The following is a 19,575-nucleotide window of genomic DNA, read 5'->3' as shown; positions in this document are numbered from 1 at the left end:
AAATGAACCTCATTAGGGTTTTAAAAGTTGAATTTGGCCATGTTCTATTGCTTTCAATTCTCAACGAGAAATGGGGGAGATGAGGTACATGGCAGATTTTGGGTGGGTATAAATAGAGTGCATTTGCATGAAAAAAAATTAGATGTTTTTTAGTTTTAGTTACAGTTTTGGGGATGAGTGCTTGCGGGGGCGATTAGGATCAGCAGTCAACAACAGCAACGGTAAAAGGTGTTCAAAATGAAATGCCTGTAGCCGTAATTCAGTTAACGCAAAACAGTGCTATGGTCGGGGATAGTATACTTTTAGATGGTTCTGAAAGTACCGATGATGGCACGACCACATTGAGCTATCGTTGGGCGGTTGTTAAAAAGCCAGAAAATAGCTTTCCCAGTCTGGGTGCCAGTACAGATAAAACATTTCATTTTATTCCAGACCGTGCTGGAGATTATGAACTGAGTTTAATGGTGAATGATGGTCAACAAGACAGTCAAACCACTACGGTCAAACTACAAGTCTTTGCAAGAAATACACAACAAGTTGTCAATCCATCAGATGTGATACCAGATCCTAAAGAGGATGATGTATTGGTCGACAATACAGAAGAAAAGAGTAAGGTCATTTTTCGTGATGGCTTTGAGACGGGGACAATTCGTGTCGATAAATACAGCAATGATTTGTCGACGTGGAATGCAATGGCTCTCCACTTTGAAAATCGTAGTTCAGCCACGATAGTTAAAGATCCAGCTGGTACAGGGCAGAATGTTGCCAAATTTGTCGTGCCTGATGATGGTCAATGTTATCGCGCGGAAATACAACGAAAGCAATTTGGTTGGGGTCATTACAACTATTCTTTTTCTCATTATATTCCCTCAACATGGCCAGCATTTCAGTATGGAACAATACTGGCGCAGTGGCATGGTTTTAACCTAAATGGAAAGGATTTGAATCCTCCAATAGCCTTGGTGCTTTCAGGTCTAAAACCTGAATGGCAGTTACATTTATATGAGTTGAAGCCAATGAGCTCGCCATTGGCGGTTCCAGAAACGCTTTTGAAGCGTTATGTCTTAGATGTGCCTGTGGCTTATAACCAGTGGAATGATTGGAATTTTGATATCCAATGGTCAAAACTTGATGCAAACAATCAACTGATTCCCGGGAAAGTGGTGGTAAAACACAATGGAAAAGAAGTAGCCAACATCAGTGGGGTCAATAATTACCATCAAAAGTGGTCACCTTATTTCCAAATGGGCATTTACCGTTCAAGTTGGCGTGAAGGGGCACTGAAGAACCGTGTAATCGTGGGGCAGCCTGTCGAGGCTTACCATAAAAACGTGTTGATTAAAGATCTCAATTAAGATTTTGAGTTTCATCTAAGTGGTCATTTCTTATCACTAAAAAACCGATGGCTCTCACTTGAAAGCCATCGGTTTAATCTGGTGTAACCTTAGATCATTACCACATTATTTTAAAATTAAAGGTTATTGCTTAAATCGGCTTGAGTGTTCATAGGCTTATCTTGAGCATGCTTTCCCCAGTTAAACTTCTGTGCACAGATGCCTAATCCAACTATAAACAAGGCAAGTAAACTAGTGTAAGTCACTTCTTTAAAGTAGGTACCTTCCACAAGCATGGTAATGAGTGCACCAATGATAAAGACAATGGCAAGATAAGTGAGCCAAGGGAATAACCACATTTTAAAGTCAATCACTTGTCCTTCGGCTTCTAATTTTTTACGCATACGTAATTGTGAGAAGGCAATGGTCAGGTAGACATACAGCGCTGCTGTACCTGTTGCTAACATGAAGATGTCATAGACATTCATACTTTCAGTTGCAGTAAGGTACGTTGCCACCAGAGCAAATAATGACGAGACCAGAACGCCCATCCACGGACTACCATTACGGTTGATTGAACCGAAGCTTTTCGGTGCATCGCCACGTTTGGACAGTGAAAATAACATCCGTGAACAGGTATAAAGTGCCGAGTTAAAGCAGCTGCATACCGAGGTCAGGACCACAAAGTTAACAATGTGTTTTGCTTCTGGAATGCCAAGTGCTGACAAAGTCACACTATAGGTTCCCCAAGTTGGATCTTTTAACAGTGGATTGTTATGTGGAATTAGGCAGACGGTAATAAACATTGAACCGACATAGAACAACATAATCCGCCAAACCACAGAGTTAGATGCTTTACGGATTTCACGGGCTGGATTTTCTGATTCTGCCGCCGCAACTGTAACAATTTCAGCACCAATGTAGGCAAACATAACCCCGAGCAAGGCGGTGATCACTGCCGAGAAACCGTTCGGCATGAAGCCGTCTGCGGTTAAATGCGTGATTCCTGATGCAGTTGCTTGACCCCATGGCCATAAATGCATGATAGCCAAGCTACCAATTACTAAGAAAATCACAATCGCAATTACTTTGATGAGTGCAAACCAAAATTCAAATTCACCATAGTTTTTGACATTTTGTAAGTTAACCAAAACTAAGGACACAATTACGACCAGCATGTAACCCCAGATTGGGATAAAGGGAAACCAACTGTTGAGAATTTTACCTGCGACATAGGCTTCCCAACCCATCAGCAAAGCCCAAGAACACCAATACAGCCAGCCAATGGTAAAACCAGCCCAACGCCCAATGGCACGATCTGCATAGGTTGAAAATGACCCACTGTCTGGATTGAGAACGGCCATTTCACCCAGCATACGCATGATTAACAGAATGAGTAATCCACCAAACGCATAGGCCAAAACTGCAGCCGGGCCTGCCGAATAGATAACATTTCCCGAGCCGATGAACAGTGAACCACCAATGACACCTGCAATCGAGATCATGGTGAGATGACGCGACTTAAGTCCATTTTTTAAGCCTTGAGATGCATCCGGCACAGCGCTTTGTTTAGGTGCTTCCATATAATTTTCCTTAATCTTAAGGAGGTAGCTTCAAAAGGGGCAAAGCCTTTTTCGGACTACTCATCCTTTAAAACTGTAACCGAATGATCAGAGGCTTTATCATTATTAAGGCAAAAATGAATAAATCTGATATTCCTGTCAAAGCGTGAAAAATCACACTTTGGCTACAAAACGGTTACATGTTGTTTATGTATGCACCTAATCTCTCTTTTTTGTTCTCAGTAAACGAGAGCCATTTTTTAGCATTTGGAAGGAGCCAATTGCAGCTAAAATATGAAAAGCATGGGAGCCAATGTTTACTCTCATCTCAATAATTTATAGAATGAAGCAGCAAAACTCAGCTTTGTAACCGCGGCTTTAGTCGCAAGTCGAAGGGTTGTAAAAAAACTTAAGTATCTAATTTATAAAAACAATCAACTCAGCGTACGAATTCCTGCATTTCGCAGACATTTGAGTAACACACCAAAAGCCACCAATATTTCCTGTTCACGGACACAGGCAAAGCCCAATAGTAGTCCTTTCTGCCGTGTTGAGTAATGTTTGGTATAGTATTGTGACAGCGCCCGAACTTTCACGCCTTGATCAAGTGCATTGCTGGCAATCAGCACATCATCCATGTTGCTCGGCAGCTTTAAAATCAAATGTAAACCGGCAGCGGTATTGTATTCATGCAGGAAATCTGCCCCAAGATGACGTGTAATCAGATCGATTAAAAAGGCGTGACGCTTGCTATAGAGTAAACGCATACGACGAATATGTGCTTCATAATGGCCCTCACGGATAAACTCCGCCAAAACTTTTTGATCCAGTAAATGCCCGCCCCGATATAACTCCGATGCCACAATACGCAGCGGTGAAAACAGCTTTTTAGGGACCACCAAATAACCAATGCGCAACGCCGGGTAGATGGTTTTACTGAAGGTTCCCATATAAATGACAGGTGCATCAGTCTCCAAGCCTTGCAAAGAAGGGAAGGGCTGACCCGAAAAGCGGAACTCACTGTCATAATCATCTTCCACAATCCAGCTTTTATGCTGGCGTGCGATGGCAATCAGTTGTTTACGACGTTCTAAACTTAAGTGAGAGCCTAAAGGGTACTGATGTGAAGGCGTTACAAAAATCAGTTTAGGTGGGGTTTTCGGGTCTAGGTCAGGAATAATGCCTTCTTGATCGACAGGCAAGGAGCGTAGATTCACGCCATTAATGCGTAAAATATTACGTGCCCCCCAATAAGCAGGATCTTCAATCCAAACTTCATCGCCTGGGTCACTTAAGGTCCGTGAAACCAAATCGATCGCCTGATGTGTCCCTTCAGTAATAATGATTTGGTCTGCATCGCATTGCACCGAACGCGCAATTTTGAGGTATTCCGCCAGTTCTTGGCGCAGCTCTAAACAACCGCCCGCATTGCTATAAATGAGACTGTTAATCTCGGGTTCACGGCTGAGGCGGGTTTGAATACGGCTAAAAATATGGTGCGGAAACTCTGTGACATCGGGTGCACCAGGCACAAACGCGCCCCATTGGTAAGGTGATGCAGCTGAATAGCCGATGAGATAGGAACCGCGTTGCGACAAATTGTAATTCTGCTGAGTCTTTTTTTCTTGAGCTTGACTATTGGTATTTTCAGCTTTGACCAAAAAGGATTCAGGCAGTTTTTCAGCCACCCAAGTGCCTTGGCCTGTACGTGCTTCAACATAGCCTTGCGCTTGTAATTGTTCATATGCACTGAGTACGGTATTGCGTGAGACTTTAATTTCTTTGGCCAAATCACGTGATGCAGGTAGGCGAGTTTTGGGTGCGAGCACACTGTCAATAATGGCGTTGCGTAAGCAGCGAAACAACCGCAATTGTAGGGTTCCGTCAATATCTTGCTGTAATCGTTGCAGTAAATAATCTCCAAGCAAGCTACGCAATTGGCTCTCTCCTACAATATTAAAATGGCTTTTCGTGAGCGATTACCATAAATGCAAAATTATCTCGTCAGGCAGCCGTTGTAAAGCATTTCGCTTGTAGACGTTGGGAGCAAATGCCCGCGACTAAGGGGCTGGAAATATACACAAGTCGCATCCAAAGCAAAAGTTTTTTTAGATGATTTACACATTCGCGTACAACGGTTTGAAAATATAGTCAGAAAAGCGTAAGGCTGGACATAAATGGGTTCTGGGTTGGCACAGTCATCTGCTGAGTTTTGGGTTTCTTTATCATTTTTGGTGATTCGATTGAATACCGTAATGGCTCTCTTAAATAAGTATGTCTTTTTTAATTGATATTTTTTAAGTTGTTTATTTTTATCAAATAAATATTTCAGGTGGAAAATAACTATAAAGGGATAGGGTAAATTGGCTCCATCTGTCTGATGAAAAGTGGCTCTCGTCTAGTGCCAATAAAAGCGCAAAATGCAATAAACCCCACGTCCTTTGTATATCAGCAAAAAGCATGATCGGGACGCTGAAATTTTATAAATGTATGAATCAAGAATGAGGATACAAAATGGACAGTAAACACTCTGCACTGAACGCACGTAAACTAAAAGCGACTCCTCGTGGCGTTGGTGTCATGTGTCAATGGTATGCGGAGAAAGCAGAAAATTCCACCATTTGGGATGCTGAAGGGAATCAATATACAGACTTCGCGGGCGGTATTGCGGTACTGAACACAGGTCACCGTCATCCTAAAATTATTGCTGCTGTTACTGAACAATTGACTAAATTCACCCATACAGCGTACCAAGTTGTACCGTATGAAAGCTATGTTTCTTTAGCTGAACGTATTAATGCACGTGCGCCAATTGCTGGTGAAGCGAAAACAACATTCTTCTCTACTGGTGCTGAAGCTGTAGAAAATGCAGTGAAAATTGCACGTTCTTACACAGGTCGTCACGGTATTGTGACTTTTGGTAACGGTTTCCACGGTCGTTCATTTATGACCATGGCAATGACGGGTAAAACTGCACCGTACAAACGTGACTTTGGTGTGATGCCTTCAGGTGTTTTCCATGCGCGCTATCCTGTAGAGTCAAAGGGCATTACTGTCGATGCTGCGATTGAAAGCATTGAAGACATTTTTGCAGAAGACATTGCGGCACATGATGTTGCCGCTATTGTGCTTGAACCTGTTCAAGGTGAAGGCGGTTTCAACGTTGTTCCTGCTGAATTCTTAAAGCGTTTACGTGCGCTATGTGATCAACACGGTATTTTGATTATTGCAGATGAAGTACAGACAGGCTTTGCACGTACTGGTAAGTTATTTGCCATGGATCACTACGAGACCAAAGCGGATTTAATCACGATGGCGAAAAGCCTTGGTGGTGGTTTCCCAATCTCTGGCGTGGTTGGCCGTGCTGAAGTGATGGATGCACCAAACCCAGGTGGTCTAGGTGGGACTTATGCAGGTAACCCAGTGGCTGTGGCTTCTGCGCATGCCGTACTGGACGTGATTGAAGAAGAAGGTCTTTGCGAACGTGCAAATGTATTGGGCGCAGAGTTGGTTGAAGTTCTGAATGAACTCAAACAGTCTTCGTCTACAGTCCAAGAAATTCGTGCGTTGGGTTCAATGGTCGCGATTGAGTTGGAAACGGCGGATCAAGCGAAAGCAATTCAAAATTATGCAATGCAAAATGGCTTGCTTATTTTGACCTGTGGTCGTTATGGTAATGTGATCCGTTTCTTATATCCTTTAACGATTCCTGCAGAACAATTCCGTGCTGGCTTAAACATTTTAAAACAAGGTTTTGCACTTTCTGCTGCAGCATAATTGAAGAGTAATGACTATGCTTCAAGCGCAATATAAAGATTTATTACAGCATCCAGATATTTGTTTTGATGTGCCTGAAAATGGCGGTTACATCGAAGTCAAAGATGCGGCAACACATGACACCTTGGCATGGGTGAAATCCCATGACCGAGCGTCAGTTGAGCAAGTGATTGCTCGTTCTCAAAAGGCACAAACTGCGTGGAAAGCGCAAACAGCTCTACAACGTGCTGATGTGCTTTGGGCTTGGTTTGATTTGATGCAGGAAAATAAAGAGTCATTGGCTCAGATTTTGACTGCAGAACAAGGCAAGCCGTTAGCTGAAGCACGTGGTGAAATTGGCTATGCGGCTTCATTTATTCGTTGGTTTGCAGAACAAGCGCGCCGTATCGATGGTGAAGTTTTAACACCAACACTGCCGAACCAACGTTTGTTGGTGATCAAACAGGCGATTGGTGTTACGGCCGCAATTACGCCGTGGAACTTCCCCGCAGCAATGATCACACGTAAGGTCGCACCTGCAATTGCAGCAGGGTGCTCGATGATTGTGAAACCTGCTGAGCAAACGCCTTTAACGGCTTATGCTTTAGAAGTGTTAGCAATACGAGCGGGTTTGCCACAAGACGTATTATTACACATCAGTGGTGATTCAAGCGAAGTGGGTAAAACACTGTGTGAAAGCGACACGGTGAAAAAGTTGAGCTTCACAGGTTCAACTCAAGTTGGTCGTATCTTGATGCAACAATGTGCGCCAACCATCAAAAAACTGTCTTTAGAATTAGGCGGTAATGCACCTGTTTTGGTGTTTGATGATGCCAATCTTGAGCAAGCTGTACAAGGCATTATGGCCAGCAAGTTCCGCAATAGCGGACAGACCTGTGTATGTGCCAACCGTATTTATGTACAAGACGGTATTTACGATGCCTTGGTTGAAAAACTGGCAGTTGCTGTAGCGAACTTACAAGTGGGTGATGGCCGAGTTGAGACTTCAACACAAGGCCCGCTGATCGATGAAGCCGCGATTGAAAAAGTACAGTCGCATATTGCCGATGCCATTAGCAAAGGTGCGCAGCTTAAAACCGGTGGTCAACGTTCAAGCTTAGGTGGTACTTTCTTTGAACCGACACTTTTAACGGAAGTGACGCAAGAGATGAAAGTCGCGAAAGAAGAAACCTTTGGTCCATTAGCACCCTTATTCCGTTTTAAAACAGAAGAAGAAGCAGTGCAAATGGCCAATGACACCGAGTTTGGTTTAGCAACTTACCTATTTACGCAGAATACCGCACGTCAGTGGCGTGTTGGTGAAGCACTTGAGTACGGTATGGTCGGCATTAACACGGGTGCGATTTCAAATGAAGTGGCTCCCTTTGGTGGTGTGAAGCAGTCTGGCTTAGGTCGTGAAGGCTCTAAATTTGGTATCGACGAATATCTCGAAATGAAATATTTGTGCGTGGATTTATCGGTTTAAGATAGTCCAATACCCTTCAGTTTAAAAATCAGCCTTGCCCATTCAAGGCTGATTTTTTATGGGTGTATATTAGTTAAGAGTCGGTTTATTTTTAATATTGTATGGTCTAGTCATAATCCTCTTATAATTCGAAGCAATGAGAGGTGAGGGTTGATAAATCTAATAAGATCACTTTTTGATTTATGAAGGAGATTTACTATTTGTTCTTTGGCGAAACCCACATTTTTGGCATTCCTATGACTAAGTTCCAAAAAATATAAGTAATCGCGTAAAACATTAATGCACCTAGTATCCATAAACCCAACATAGAATTCGTGAATAATCTATAAAATGCTCCTCCACGACCTATGCTATCCCCACCTTCTAACATAACAATAAAAGGTAAAATAATTGCTACAGGTGATAGACACACATTCAATATTGAAACTAAAAACCTCTTAGGAATTGGGTGATTTAGCATTTTATGGTCATAAAGCAAATACGACACTATTAAAAATAGAGTAGGGAAAGAAAAGAAATACATTAAAAATATGTAAATCCAAGCTCTAACCTCAATAATATTTAACAAGGAAACATCAATATAAAATGGAAGAAATATTAATATTAATTCCAAATTAATCAATATTATATCTTTATCAAAAAAAACAAGAAGAAACTCAGATAACAATACCATAACTCCACTAAATAAAAATGAAGCCTTGAAATCAAAACCTACCTTACCCATACCATACTCGCTTATCAGCATAATAACCAAACTACAATAAAAAAATATTTTAATATTGATATTTTATTTATTAAGCCCGCTATGTACACTAAATAGACTTATTTTAAATATAATTAAATTCAATATTATTTAAATTAATATACCCAAAAAATAATAAAAACCTCTGATTCTCATACTCCACTACACCTGAAATTTTTTCCATGTATTGCATGAGTTCTGGTATTTTTTCTGCTTGAATCATTTTTACAGTTCGAGATGGATCAACCCCATCAAACTGACTATAAAGTAAAGGCTCGTCACGCTTTAAAATGAGAACATTTGAAGTGTCATGCCATTCAAACCAGCACAGACCAAATCAGTGGTCTAGACTAAGTATGGGTGGAGAAACGACCGCCAAGTGTCGAGCCTATCAAAGGATTTTTATAATAGCTAAATGCATCTAGTGGGATATTGTATACTATTTTATCTTAAATAAAACAATAAGATAGTTTGGATCAATAATGTTAAAGATTCACACTAACCGCTCAGACAAAGAAAAATTTGATCCTTATGAATTATATATTTTTAGTTCAGCATCCAATTTACAACGTCTTTTGATCTTTAAGGCAACAGGCTAGAGAGAAGTATAAATTTTCCAGATTGTCTTTATCGACTTTAAACTTTATAGGTAGAAAGCAAAATGCTGGTTTCAGTATTGTAAATACCTGAAATATTTCGAATTCGTTCTAAAATTCGGTCAAAATTCTCTAAGCTGTCAGACTTCAACTCTACCAACAGATCCCACTTGCCATTGGTGCTATGCAAGGTATGCACAGCAGAGTCGATTCGGAGCTCTTTGACGACTGCACTGGTCTTGGTGCCTTCGACCATAATATTCATCCAAGCTCGGATACTATTTTTCTCAGTCCCCGGTTTAATCCGCACTGTATAGCCTGTAATGACGCCACTGGTTTCCAAATATTCAATACGCTTTTGCACTGTATTTCGAGAGATACGGAGCTTGTTGGCAATGTCGGTAATCGAGATACGCGCATTGTCTTGCAGTAAGCCGAGGATTTGACTGTCCGTATCATTCATTTTGATTTTTCCTGTTATCAATTTGATGAAATTTATTTCATTTTAATCAAAATTACAACTTTTTCGGCGCAGTTTGATTTTTCATACTATGCATATTGAGCAGTATTCACATGAACGTTACATCGAGCTGAGGCGATGTGTTCTGCGGGTGATGTCTCATATCTATTTAATGGATTTGATTCACCAAATTTTCAAAGGGAAACATCATGTCTTTGTCATATGAAATGGACAATAGTGGCGCTTGGCAGACCTATCTTGCACAGATTAACCGTGTTGCGCCATATCTGGAAGACGACTTAATTCCATTCATCGATACTTTAAAGCGTCCTAAGCGCGCTTTGATTGTTGATGTACCAATCGTGATGGACGATGGTTCGATCCAGCACTTCGAAGGTTATCGTGTACAGCACAATTTGTCGCGTGGACCGGGTAAAGGTGGTATTCGTTATCATCCAGACGTAGAACTCAATGAAGTCATGGCACTCTCAGCGTGGATGACGATTAAAACTGCGGTATTAAACTTACCGTATGGCGGCGCCAAAGGTGGTGTGCGTGTAGACCCCCGCAAATTGTCTCCACGTGAACTTGAACGCTTAACTCGCCGTTTTACCAGCGAAATTAGCCTAGTGATTGGCCCACAAGTCGATATTCCAGCTCCAGATGTAGGCACCAATGCAGACATTATGGGTTGGATGATGGATACCTATTCAAGTATCAAAGGTCATACCGTAACAGGTGTGGTAACCGGTAAGCCTGTGCACTTGGGTGGTTCTTTAGGCCGTGTGCGTGCAACAGGTCGTGGCGTATTTGTGACTGGTTTAGAAGTTGCTAAGAAAATCAATCTTGCGCTTGAAGGCAGTCGTGTAGCGATCCAAGGTTTCGGTAACGTGGGTAGCGAAGCGGGTTACTTATTCCATAAAGCCAATGCGAAAGTGGTGTGTGTACAAGACCATACAGGCACGATCTTTAATGCTGAAGGCATGGACGTTAAGCAGTTACAAGACTACGTTGCGATTCATAAAGGTGTAGCAGGCTTCCCAGATGCCACTTTAATTGAAGATGAAGCGTTCTGGTCGGTTGAAATGGATATTTTAATTCCAGCGGCTTTAGAAGGTCAGATTACGCCTGAGCGTGCGCAAAAATTGACTGCAAAATTAGTCTTGGAAGGTGCGAATGGTCCAACGTATCCAGACGCAGAAGACATTCTGTTAGAACGTAAAATCACGATTGTACCTGACGTACTGTGTAACGCAGGCGGTGTAACTGTGAGTTACTTCGAATGGGTTCAAGACATGGCGAGCTACTTCTGGACAGAAGAAGAAATTAACCAACGTTTAGACAAACTCATGATGTCAGCAGTTGAAGACGTTTGGTTCACTGCAAGCGAAAAGCAGTGCAGCCTACGTACAGCAGCATACATCTTGGCGTGTAAACGTATCTTAAAAGCACGTAAAGAACGAGGAATTTTCCCAGGTTAAGGGGAAGTTCCGTGCCCTTCGGGGCACACCACATTATTAGAAAGAACAACATCAGATTTATTAAGGACGAACAAACCATGAACCAGAATAGTCAACCCGCTCGCCAAGATTTTAATCAGTACATGGTGCCAGTTTTTGCACCCGCTCAGTTTATTCCTGTGCGTGGCGAAGGTTCTCGTTTATGGGATCAGCAAGGTAAGGAATATATCGATTTTGCAGGCGGTATTGCGGTCAATGCACTTGGACATGCTCACCCTGTGGCGGTTAAAGCTTTGGTCGAACAAGGTCAAAAGCTTTGGCACATTGGCAATGGTTATACCAATGAACCCGTACTTGCACTTGCAAAACAATTAGTTGATAACACCTTTGCAGATAAAGTGTTCTTCTGTAACTCTGGTGCAGAAGCAAATGAAGCGGCTTTGAAACTTGCGCGCAAAGTGGGCCTAGTTTCAGGCTCTGCACGCAAAAATAAAATTATTGCATTTAAAAATGCTTTCCACGGTCGTACTTTATTTACGGTTACGGCAGGTGGTCAACCGAAATATTCACAAGATTTTGCACCGCTTCCAGAAGGTATTCAGCACTTAGCATTTAATGATTTAGATGCCGTACGTGAAGCGATTGATGCAGACACGTGTGCGGTGATTGTTGAGCCGATTCAAGGTGAAGGTGGTGTCATTACGGCAAGCCCTGAATTTTTAAAGGGTTTACGTGAACTGTGTGACCAACATGGTGCGGTACTTATTTTTGATGAAGTGCAAACAGGTGTCGGTCGTACAGGTGCTTTATATGCGTATATGAATACGGATGTGATCCCAGACATTTTAACCACAGCCAAAGCACTCGGCGGCGGTTTTCCAATTGGTGCCATGATCACAACAGATAAGTTTGCCAACATGTTTGTGGTGGGTGACCATGGTACGACTTATGGTGGTAACCCATTGGCGTCTGCTGTAGCCAATGCGGTGTTTGGTTTGATCAATACCCCAGAAGTGTTAAATGGTGTACGTACACGTGCGCAAATTTTTGCCGACGGTTTAAACCAGTTAAATGCACGTTATGGCCTATTTGAAGAAGTCCGTGGTCAAGGTTTACTCATTGGCTGTGTACTAAAAGCTGAATATGCAGGCAAAGCCAAAGACATCGTGACTTTAGCGGGCGAAGAAGGCTTATTGGCGCTGGTTGCAGGTCCAAATGTCGTTCGTTTCACGCCATCATTAATTATTCCAGAAGCAGATATCGAAGCAGGTTTACAACGCTTTGAGCGTGCGCTCGCGCGCTTTGTTGGCGCGTGATAGGCCACTGGTTATGATGATTGTTAGACATGCAGAGCATCGAGATTTAGATGATATCTACATTCTGGCGGGGAAGTCGGGCGTTGGCCTGACTTCTTTACCCCAAAATAAAGAGATCTTATCTGCTCGAATTGCACGCACACAAAAGACCTTAGCGGGGCAAGCTGCACCAAGTGAACAAGGGTATTTATTTGTTTTAGAAGATACTCAGTTACAACGTGTGGTGGGTGTGAGTGCCATTGAAGTTTCAGTGGGTTTAACTGAACCTTTTTATAACTACCATGTGGGCAAACAAGTCCATGCCTCACAAACTCTGAATGTTTATAAAACTTTAAATACGCTGTTTTTAAGCAATGACCATACAGGTTGTAGTGAACTCTGCACACTGTTTTTAGATCCAGAGTACCGCAAAGACCAAAATGGAAAACTGCTGTCGAAGATTCGTTTTCTGTTTATCGCAGCTTTCAAACAGGCTTTTCAAAATAAGCTGATTGCAGAAATGCGTGGTTATTCGGATGAAAATGGTCGTTCGCCATTTTGGGATGCCTTAGGCCATCACTTTTTCAATATGGATTTCTCGACTGCGGATTACCTCAGTGGTATTGGACAAAAAGTCTTTATTGCGGAGTTGATGCCACGTTTTCCTGTGTATATCGACTTACTGCCGATGGCCGCACAACAAGTGATTGCACAGGTACATCCTCAGACTGTTCCTGCCTCTCGTGTGTTGGAGTCGGAAGGGCTGTGTTACCAAGGTTATGTCGATATTTTTGATGCAGGCCCGACGCTTGAAGCGGAAGTCAGTAGCCTTCGTGCAGTCAAAGAAAGTCACACTTGTGCCGTCAAAATTGTCGATAGCGTACCAGAAGGTGCAGGGCGTTATTTGGTGGCGAATGATCGATATCAAGACTATCGCGCGATTTTAATTCAGCATGCGGCTGAGACAGACAGTTTAAGTTTAACGGTAGAACAAGCGCATGCCCTTGGTGTGCAAGCAGGGCAAAGCATTCGTATGTTGCCTTTAGATAAGATGGAGCAAAAATAATGTCACAAGGGAATTTATATATAAACGGGACATGGTCTCCAGCACAAGGTACGGCATGGGACAAACTCGATCCAGTTACGCAAGACACAATTTGGCATGGTGCAGAAGCAACAGCTGAGCAAGTTGCACAGGCTTGTCAGTCTGCACGCGCAGCATTTGCCGCTTGGGCACGCCGTCCTTTAGCTGAGCGCCTTGAAATTATTCAACGATTTGCCAGCTTGTTAGAACAAAACAAACAACAGCTTGCAACGATTATTAGTCGTGAAACCAGTAAGCCGATTTGGGAAACATTGACTGAAGTTCAGTCAATGATTGGTAAAGTAGCGATTTCAGTACGTGCTTATCACGAACGTACAGGTGAAAGTCTGACGGAAATGCCAGATGGCGCTGCGTCTTTACGTCACCGTCCGCATGGTGTTTTGGCTGTATTTGGCCCATATAACTTCCCAGGTCACTTGCCAAATGGTCATATCGTCCCTGCGCTGATTGCGGGCAATACCATTGTTTTTAAACCAAGTGAACTTACGCCGTGGACAGCAGAAGAAACCGTGAAGTTGTGGCAAGAAGCAGGATTACCAGCAGGCGTATTGAACTTGGTACAAGGTGGTCGCAGTACAGGTGAAGCACTGGCCCAATCGCATGAAATTGATGGCTTGTTGTTCACAGGCAGTGCCAATACGGGTTACCACTTACACAAGCAGCTTGCGGGCGCACCAGAAAAAATTCTCGCGCTAGAAATGGGTGGCAACAACGCATTAATTATCGACGAGATTACCGACATTGATGCGGTGGTGAACTTAACCGTCCAATCTGCCTTTATTTCAGCGGGGCAGCGCTGTACTTGTGCACGTCGTTTAATCATTAAAAATGGTGCACTAGGCGATGCCTTCATTCAACGTTTGGTTGAAGTCAGCCGTAATTTGGTTGTGGGTCAGTGGGATGCTCAGCCACAACCGTTTATGGGTGGTGTCATTTCATTGCATGCTGCACAGCAAATTCTACAAGCACAACAACGCCTAATCGATTTAGGGGCTCAAGTTCTGCTCCCTGTTACTCAAGCGGATGCCAACAGCAGCTTGTTAAGTCCGGGTCTTTTAGACGTGACCCATGTTAGCGATGTGCCAGATGAAGAATATTTTGGGCCACTCAGCTGTATCTATCGTTATGACCATTTCGATGAGGCTTTGGCACTGGCGAATGCCACTCGATTCGGTTTGTCGGTGGGTCTAGTTTCACCTGACCGTGATCTGTTTGATCGTTTATTGATTGAAGCGCGTGCAGGCATTGTGAACTGGAATAAACCATTAACAGGCGCTTCAAGTGCCGCGCCATTTGGTGGTGTTGGTGCATCAGGGAATCATCGTGCCAGTGCTTTCTATGCCGCAGATTACTGCGCATGGCCAATGGCATCACTGGAAAGTCAGCAGGTAAGCCTACCTGAAAAATTATCGCCAGGCATTGTGCTGTAAGTCGACAAAAAGGGAGTTTAGAAATGTCAGGCTATGAAATTAATTTTGATGGTTTAGTCGGTCCAACGCATCACTATGCGGGATTGTCATTCGGAAACGAAGCATCCACCAAAAATCAAAATAATCTTTCCAACCCAAAGTTGGCTGCCAAGCAAGGTCTGTTAAAGATGAAAGCTTTGGCCGACATGGGCTTAAAGCAAGGTGTATTTGCACCACAAGAACGCCCACATGTGCCGACTTTGCGCAAATTGGGTTTTCGCGGTGATGATCACAGCGTCATCGAACAAGCGATGCGAACTTCGCCTGCGTTATTATCAGCTTTGAGTTCTGCATCGTGCATGTGGACTGCCAATGCGGCAACGGTTTCACCGTCGGCAGACAGCGCAGATGGTCGTGTACATTTTACTGCGGCAAATTTGAACAACAAATTCCACCGTTCTATTGAACACGATACTACATCACGCGTGATGGCAGCCATGTTTAAGGATGAGCGTCACTTCGCCCATCATGAAGCACTGCCACAAGTGGCTTTGTTTGGTGATGAAGGTGCGGCGAACCATAACCGTTTAGGCGGTGCGTATGACCAAGCCAGCGTGCAAGTGTTTGTCTATGGTCAGCAGTTCCTCGGTGGTGGTATCGGTCCGAAACACTATCCTGCACGCCAGTCGCGTGAGGCGAGTGAAGCAGTAGCACGTTTACACCAACTCAAAGCGGAACAAACCGTTTTTGTCCAGCAGCATCCCGATGTGATTGACCAAGGCGTTTTCCATAACGACGTGATTGCGGTGAGTAACCAAAACGTCTTGTTTCACCATCAGCATGCATTTTTGAACCAATCGGAAGCGTTGGCAGAAATTCGCGAAAAAATGGCGCGTTTGGGTCAAGAGTTTGTGTCCATTGAAGTGCCTGATCAGCGTGTATCTGTGAAAGATGCGGTCAATACTTATTTGTTCAATAGCCAATTGCTCACGCGTGCCGATGGCGGGATGAGCATTGTGGTGCCTGAAGAATCGCATCAAAACCCAGCAGTGTGGGGCTACTTAAACGACATGATCCAAATGGGTACGCCGATTGATGACATCAAAGTCTTCGACCTGCGTGAAAGTATGCGCAATGGCGGTGGTCCTGCATGTTTACGTTTACGTGTGGCGGTGAATGAAGCAGAACTGAACGCGATCAATCCAAACCTGTTTATGAATGATGCCTTGTTTACCCGTTTAAATACGTGGGTGGATCACTACTACCGTGACCAGCTGGCGCAGCAAGATTTGGCTGACCCGCAATTACTGATTGAAAGCCGTACTGCGTTAGATGAGTTGACTCAAATTTTGAACTTAGGTTCGGTGTATCACTTCCAACGTTAAGCAATCGTGCAGGGAAAGCAGATGATAAATTTTCTAGGTGATGTTTTAGCACAACGTGTCCCGGCTGTAGTGCATGGCGTACAGCATGATTTTTGTTGGGAGTGGTTGGCTGAAGGTGTTTTATCTTTTACGCCAAAACAGGCTTATGAAAAAGCGGTCGTGCTTTCCGCGGGTGTGCATGGCAATGAAACTGCGCCAATCGAGTTGTTGGCGCAGTTGAGTCAAGATTTGTTTGCAGGGGCATTAGAGCTCAAGGTGAAGTTATTACTGATTTTAGGTAACCCTATCGCGATTCGCACAGGGCAACGTTATGTTGAAAATGATATGAACCGCATGTTCTGCGGGGCCTATCAACAATTTACCGACACAGTTGAAGCGCAGCGGGTGGCGGTCTTAGAACAGACCGTCACCGCTTTTTTTAATGATAGTCCAGCTCAAGTGCGACGCTATCATTATGATTTGCACACTGCGATTCGCCCATCTTTGTTGCCGACTTTTGCCTTATTTCCTTATCAAACCCATGACTATGATGCGGTGATGTTGGACAGCCTAAAAGCTGCGGAACTGGATGCCTTGGTGTATCACAATGCAGTAGGTCGTACCTTTACGCACTTTAGCAGCGCTCAGTTTCAAGCAGCCAGTTCGACGCTTGAACTTGGTCATGCCAAACCCTTTGGCCAAAATGATTTGGCGGCTTTCGCCGCGATTAATCATGTGCTTCGCACCGTGGTGAGTGAGCAGGCCTTACCTATCCGTCAAAAACAAGCAATTCAAACTTTTCGAGTCGTTGATTCGATCATCAAAACTGAAGATGACTTCCAGCTTAATTTGGCAGATTCTGCGCCTAATTTTTCCGTGTTCGAAACTGATGCAGTGATTGCTCTGCAACAGGGCAAACCGTATGTGACTGCACCTGATCAGGTTCGAATTTTATTTCCGAATACTCAAGTGAAAAAGGGATTAAGAGCTGGGCTGATATTAACTGAGGTTCATGCTTGATGATTTCAGTCAATTTATTAAATGTGATGATGGTGGTTTATCGAACTTAAGTCGTTAAATTAATTTTCAATGGAATTGAATATATGGATATTGAGAAAAATATTAATTCAATATTTTCATCTGTCGATCATAAGGATACTTATAATCGATGGATGATTTTGTGTTGTGTTTTTATTAAATTGTTGTTTTTTAATATTAAATAATTAAATTAGGCATGGGTTTTGCAGCCTGTGTGAGTATTATTTTGCCGCCATAAAGAGATAAATAGTGTGGTGCTGAATAATAAAAATTAATGTTATTGAAAAATAATATGTAGCTTAATTTTGGACTGAGATGAAATAAGGAATTATCTAAATCTGAGTCCCATATTTACACCCATTGGGTTGTAAATTGGAGTAAAAACATGATGAATGGAAAACAGACCCATCAACAAAAAGAGCCCTTAGACGGTGATTTACTGGGTGGGCATCATTACGAGTCAGTTGAGGAAGAACAACTGCAACGCTCACTGACCAATCGTCATATTCAGATGATTGCGATTGGTGGTGCGATTGGTACAGGTCTTTTTATGGGGTCGGGCAAGACACTCGCTGTGTCGGGTACTTCGATCATCTTAACTTACCTCATTATTGGCTTCTTCTTCTTCTTCGTCATGCGTGCGATGGGGGAACTACTGCTTTCTAATACCAATTACAAATCTTTTGCAGACTTTGCAACGGCTTATTTGGGGCCGTGGGCAGGGTTCTTTTTGGGTTGGTCGTACTGGCTCAGTTGGATTGTCACCGCAATTGCGGATGTGATTGTGATTGGAGGCTATGCACAGTTTTGGTATCCCGATCTCCCCGCATGGATACCCGCCTTCACCTCCATTGCCATTTTGACTTTATTGAACTTTGTTGCGGTAAAACTGTTTGGTGAAGTGGAGTTCTGGTTTGCTTTAATTAAAATTATCGCGATCATTATGTTCCTGTTGGTCGGTGTTTATCTGATTACGATTGGTTTTGTCTCTCCAGATGGTGTGAAAGCGTCTTTAGCCCATGTGGTCGAGAAAGAGTCACTGTTCCCTTATGGTTTAACGGGTTTCTTGGCTGGTTTCCAAATTGCGGTATTTGCCTTTGTCGGTATTGAATTGGTGGGAACTACAGCAGCAGAAACTAAAGATCCGCATCATGCTTTACCACGCGCGATTAACTCAATTCCATTACGTATTTTATTGTTCTATATCGGTGCTTTGGTTTGTATTATCGCAGTCACTTCTTGGTCGCAGATTTCACCAGACAAGAGTCCATTTGTTGAAATGTTTACTTTAATTGGTTTGCCTGCAGCAGCCAGTATTGTCAACTTTGTCGTGGCCACCTCTGCCATGTCTTCAGCGAACAGTGGGGTGTTTGCCACCAGCCGGATGTTGTTCGGTTTAGCGGTAGAAAAAGATGCACCGAAAAGCTTTGCTCGACTGTCGAAAAGCAAAGTGCCTGTATTGAGTTTAATGTTCTCGATGTTCTGTGTGGTGGTAGGTACTTCAATTTTGTTCATTGTGCCTGATGTAATGACGGCATTTATCATCATTTCAGCCTTCACCTCGATTTTATGTATTTTCACCTTTGCCATGATTATTTTATCGTACTTGGCTTATCGCAAAAAAGCGCCTGAACTGCATGAACAGTCAGCGTATAAAATGCCGGGTGGACGTTTTATGGCATGGTTTACCTTATTGTTCTTAATCTTTGTGGTAGCGATTTTGGCGCTCGATCATGACACCATGATTTCGTTAGCGTTCTCTCCACTTTGGTTTATTGGATTAGGTATTGCTTATTACTATAAAACGAAAAAATATGCAGAGCGTAACTGGATTTTGACCCATGGTCGTCGCATTGAACAGGATGAAATGCCAGAAAATAATTAAGGAACAGAGGGGGAGTTTTCCTCCTTTATTTTTATCGCAAAGCAGAGGGATTTATTTTGAAAAAAGCGACACTTTGGGTATGC

Annotated in this window: 14 protein-coding genes; 10 read left to right on the top strand and 4 right to left on the bottom strand. The window is 43.1% G+C overall.

Translation table 11 applies throughout. The annotated features are described in order from the left end of the window. Positions 1–242 precede the first annotated feature (242 nt). Positions 243–1,355, top strand: a complete 1,113-nt coding sequence (locus ACFN7Z_RS12865; protein ID WP_228141069.1) for a heparin lyase I family protein — start codon at positions 243–245, stop codon at positions 1,353–1,355. Positions 1,356–1,471: 116 nt separating this feature from the next. Here the strand turns inward: ACFN7Z_RS12865 and ACFN7Z_RS12860 are convergent, their stop codons facing one another. Together ACFN7Z_RS12860 and ACFN7Z_RS12855 are read right to left on the bottom strand one after the other, a co-directional pair. Then, the gene (locus ACFN7Z_RS12860) at positions 1,472–2,917 is read right to left on the bottom strand and encodes an amino acid permease (RefSeq protein ID WP_058952237.1); all 1,446 of its coding nucleotides are present in this window, start codon (positions 2,915–2,917) and stop codon (positions 1,472–1,474) included. Positions 2,918–3,330: 413 nt separating this feature from the next. Beyond that, positions 3,331–4,833 (bottom strand): PLP-dependent aminotransferase family protein, encoded by a 1,503-nt coding sequence (locus ACFN7Z_RS12855; protein ID WP_058952236.1) that lies wholly within the window; start codon positions 4,831–4,833, stop codon positions 3,331–3,333. A 577-nt stretch (positions 4,834–5,410) separates the two neighbouring features. On the opposite strand from ACFN7Z_RS12855, the gene gabT reads away from it, so the two are divergent. Both gabT and ACFN7Z_RS12845 read left to right on the top strand, forming a co-directional pair. Then, a complete protein-coding gene (gene gabT, locus ACFN7Z_RS12850; RefSeq protein WP_058952235.1) occupies positions 5,411–6,673 on the top strand; it encodes a 4-aminobutyrate--2-oxoglutarate transaminase in 1,263 nt (420 codons plus the stop codon). Positions 6,674–6,689: 16 nt separating this feature from the next. After that, complete coding sequence (locus tag ACFN7Z_RS12845) at positions 6,690–8,138, top strand: NAD-dependent succinate-semialdehyde dehydrogenase (RefSeq protein ID WP_058952234.1); 1,449 nt, start codon at positions 6,690–6,692, stop codon at positions 8,136–8,138. 196 nt (positions 8,139–8,334) lie between these two features. Here ACFN7Z_RS12845 and ACFN7Z_RS12840 read toward each other — a convergent pair whose 3' ends face one another. Together ACFN7Z_RS12840 and ACFN7Z_RS12835 are read right to left on the bottom strand one after the other, a co-directional pair. Beyond that, on the bottom strand, positions 8,335–8,862 hold the full coding sequence (locus ACFN7Z_RS12840) for a hypothetical protein (protein WP_094148456.1): 528 nt from the start codon (positions 8,860–8,862) through the stop codon (positions 8,335–8,337). Positions 8,863–9,516: 654 nt separating this feature from the next. Next, positions 9,517–9,939 carry an Lrp/AsnC family transcriptional regulator gene (locus tag ACFN7Z_RS12835; protein ID WP_058952232.1) on the bottom strand — a complete coding sequence of 141 codons (423 nt, stop codon included), beginning with the start codon at positions 9,937–9,939 and terminating at the stop codon, positions 9,517–9,519. Positions 9,940–10,142: 203 nt separating this feature from the next. Here ACFN7Z_RS12835 and ACFN7Z_RS12830 point away from each other — a divergent pair, with 203 nt between their 5' ends. The 7 genes from ACFN7Z_RS12830 to ACFN7Z_RS12800 all read left to right on the top strand — a co-directional run bounded on the left by ACFN7Z_RS12830 (position 10,143) and on the right by ACFN7Z_RS12800 (position 19,492). Next, entirely contained in the window at positions 10,143–11,417 is a 1,275-nt protein-coding gene (locus ACFN7Z_RS12830) for a Glu/Leu/Phe/Val dehydrogenase (RefSeq protein ID WP_171253722.1), read from the top strand. 77 nt (positions 11,418–11,494) lie between these two features. Then, complete coding sequence (locus ACFN7Z_RS12825) at positions 11,495–12,712, top strand: aspartate aminotransferase family protein (RefSeq protein ID WP_058952230.1); 1,218 nt, start codon at positions 11,495–11,497, stop codon at positions 12,710–12,712. Positions 12,713–12,725: 13 nt separating this feature from the next. Beyond that, positions 12,726–13,757 carry an arginine N-succinyltransferase gene (astA, locus tag ACFN7Z_RS12820; protein ID WP_058952229.1) on the top strand — a complete coding sequence of 344 codons (1,032 nt, stop codon included), beginning with the start codon at positions 12,726–12,728 and terminating at the stop codon, positions 13,755–13,757. Then, on the top strand, positions 13,757–15,226 hold the full coding sequence (gene astD / locus ACFN7Z_RS12815) for a succinylglutamate-semialdehyde dehydrogenase (RefSeq protein ID WP_058952228.1): 1,470 nt from the start codon (positions 13,757–13,759) through the stop codon (positions 15,224–15,226). Before astA ends, astD begins: the two co-directional genes overlap by 1 nt. A 23-nt stretch (positions 15,227–15,249) precedes the next feature. Beyond that, positions 15,250–16,590 (top strand): N-succinylarginine dihydrolase, encoded by a 1,341-nt coding sequence (gene astB / locus ACFN7Z_RS12810; protein WP_058952227.1) that lies wholly within the window; start codon positions 15,250–15,252, stop codon positions 16,588–16,590. A gap of 21 nt (positions 16,591–16,611) precedes the next feature. After that, a complete protein-coding gene (astE, locus tag ACFN7Z_RS12805; protein ID WP_058952226.1) occupies positions 16,612–17,589 on the top strand; it encodes a succinylglutamate desuccinylase in 978 nt (325 codons plus the stop codon). 403 nt (positions 17,590–17,992) lie between these two features. Beyond that, on the top strand, positions 17,993–19,492 hold the full coding sequence (locus tag ACFN7Z_RS12800) for an amino acid permease (RefSeq protein WP_058952225.1): 1,500 nt from the start codon (positions 17,993–17,995) through the stop codon (positions 19,490–19,492). Positions 19,493–19,575: the final 83 nt, after the last annotated feature.

The organism is Acinetobacter sp. P1332, from assembly GCF_044057475.1.
Taxonomy (GTDB): Bacteria; Pseudomonadota; Gammaproteobacteria; order Pseudomonadales; family Moraxellaceae; genus Acinetobacter; species Acinetobacter johnsonii.
The sequence above is the reverse complement of the archived record's forward strand: the minus strand, read 5'-3'. Positions and strand labels throughout refer to the sequence as shown.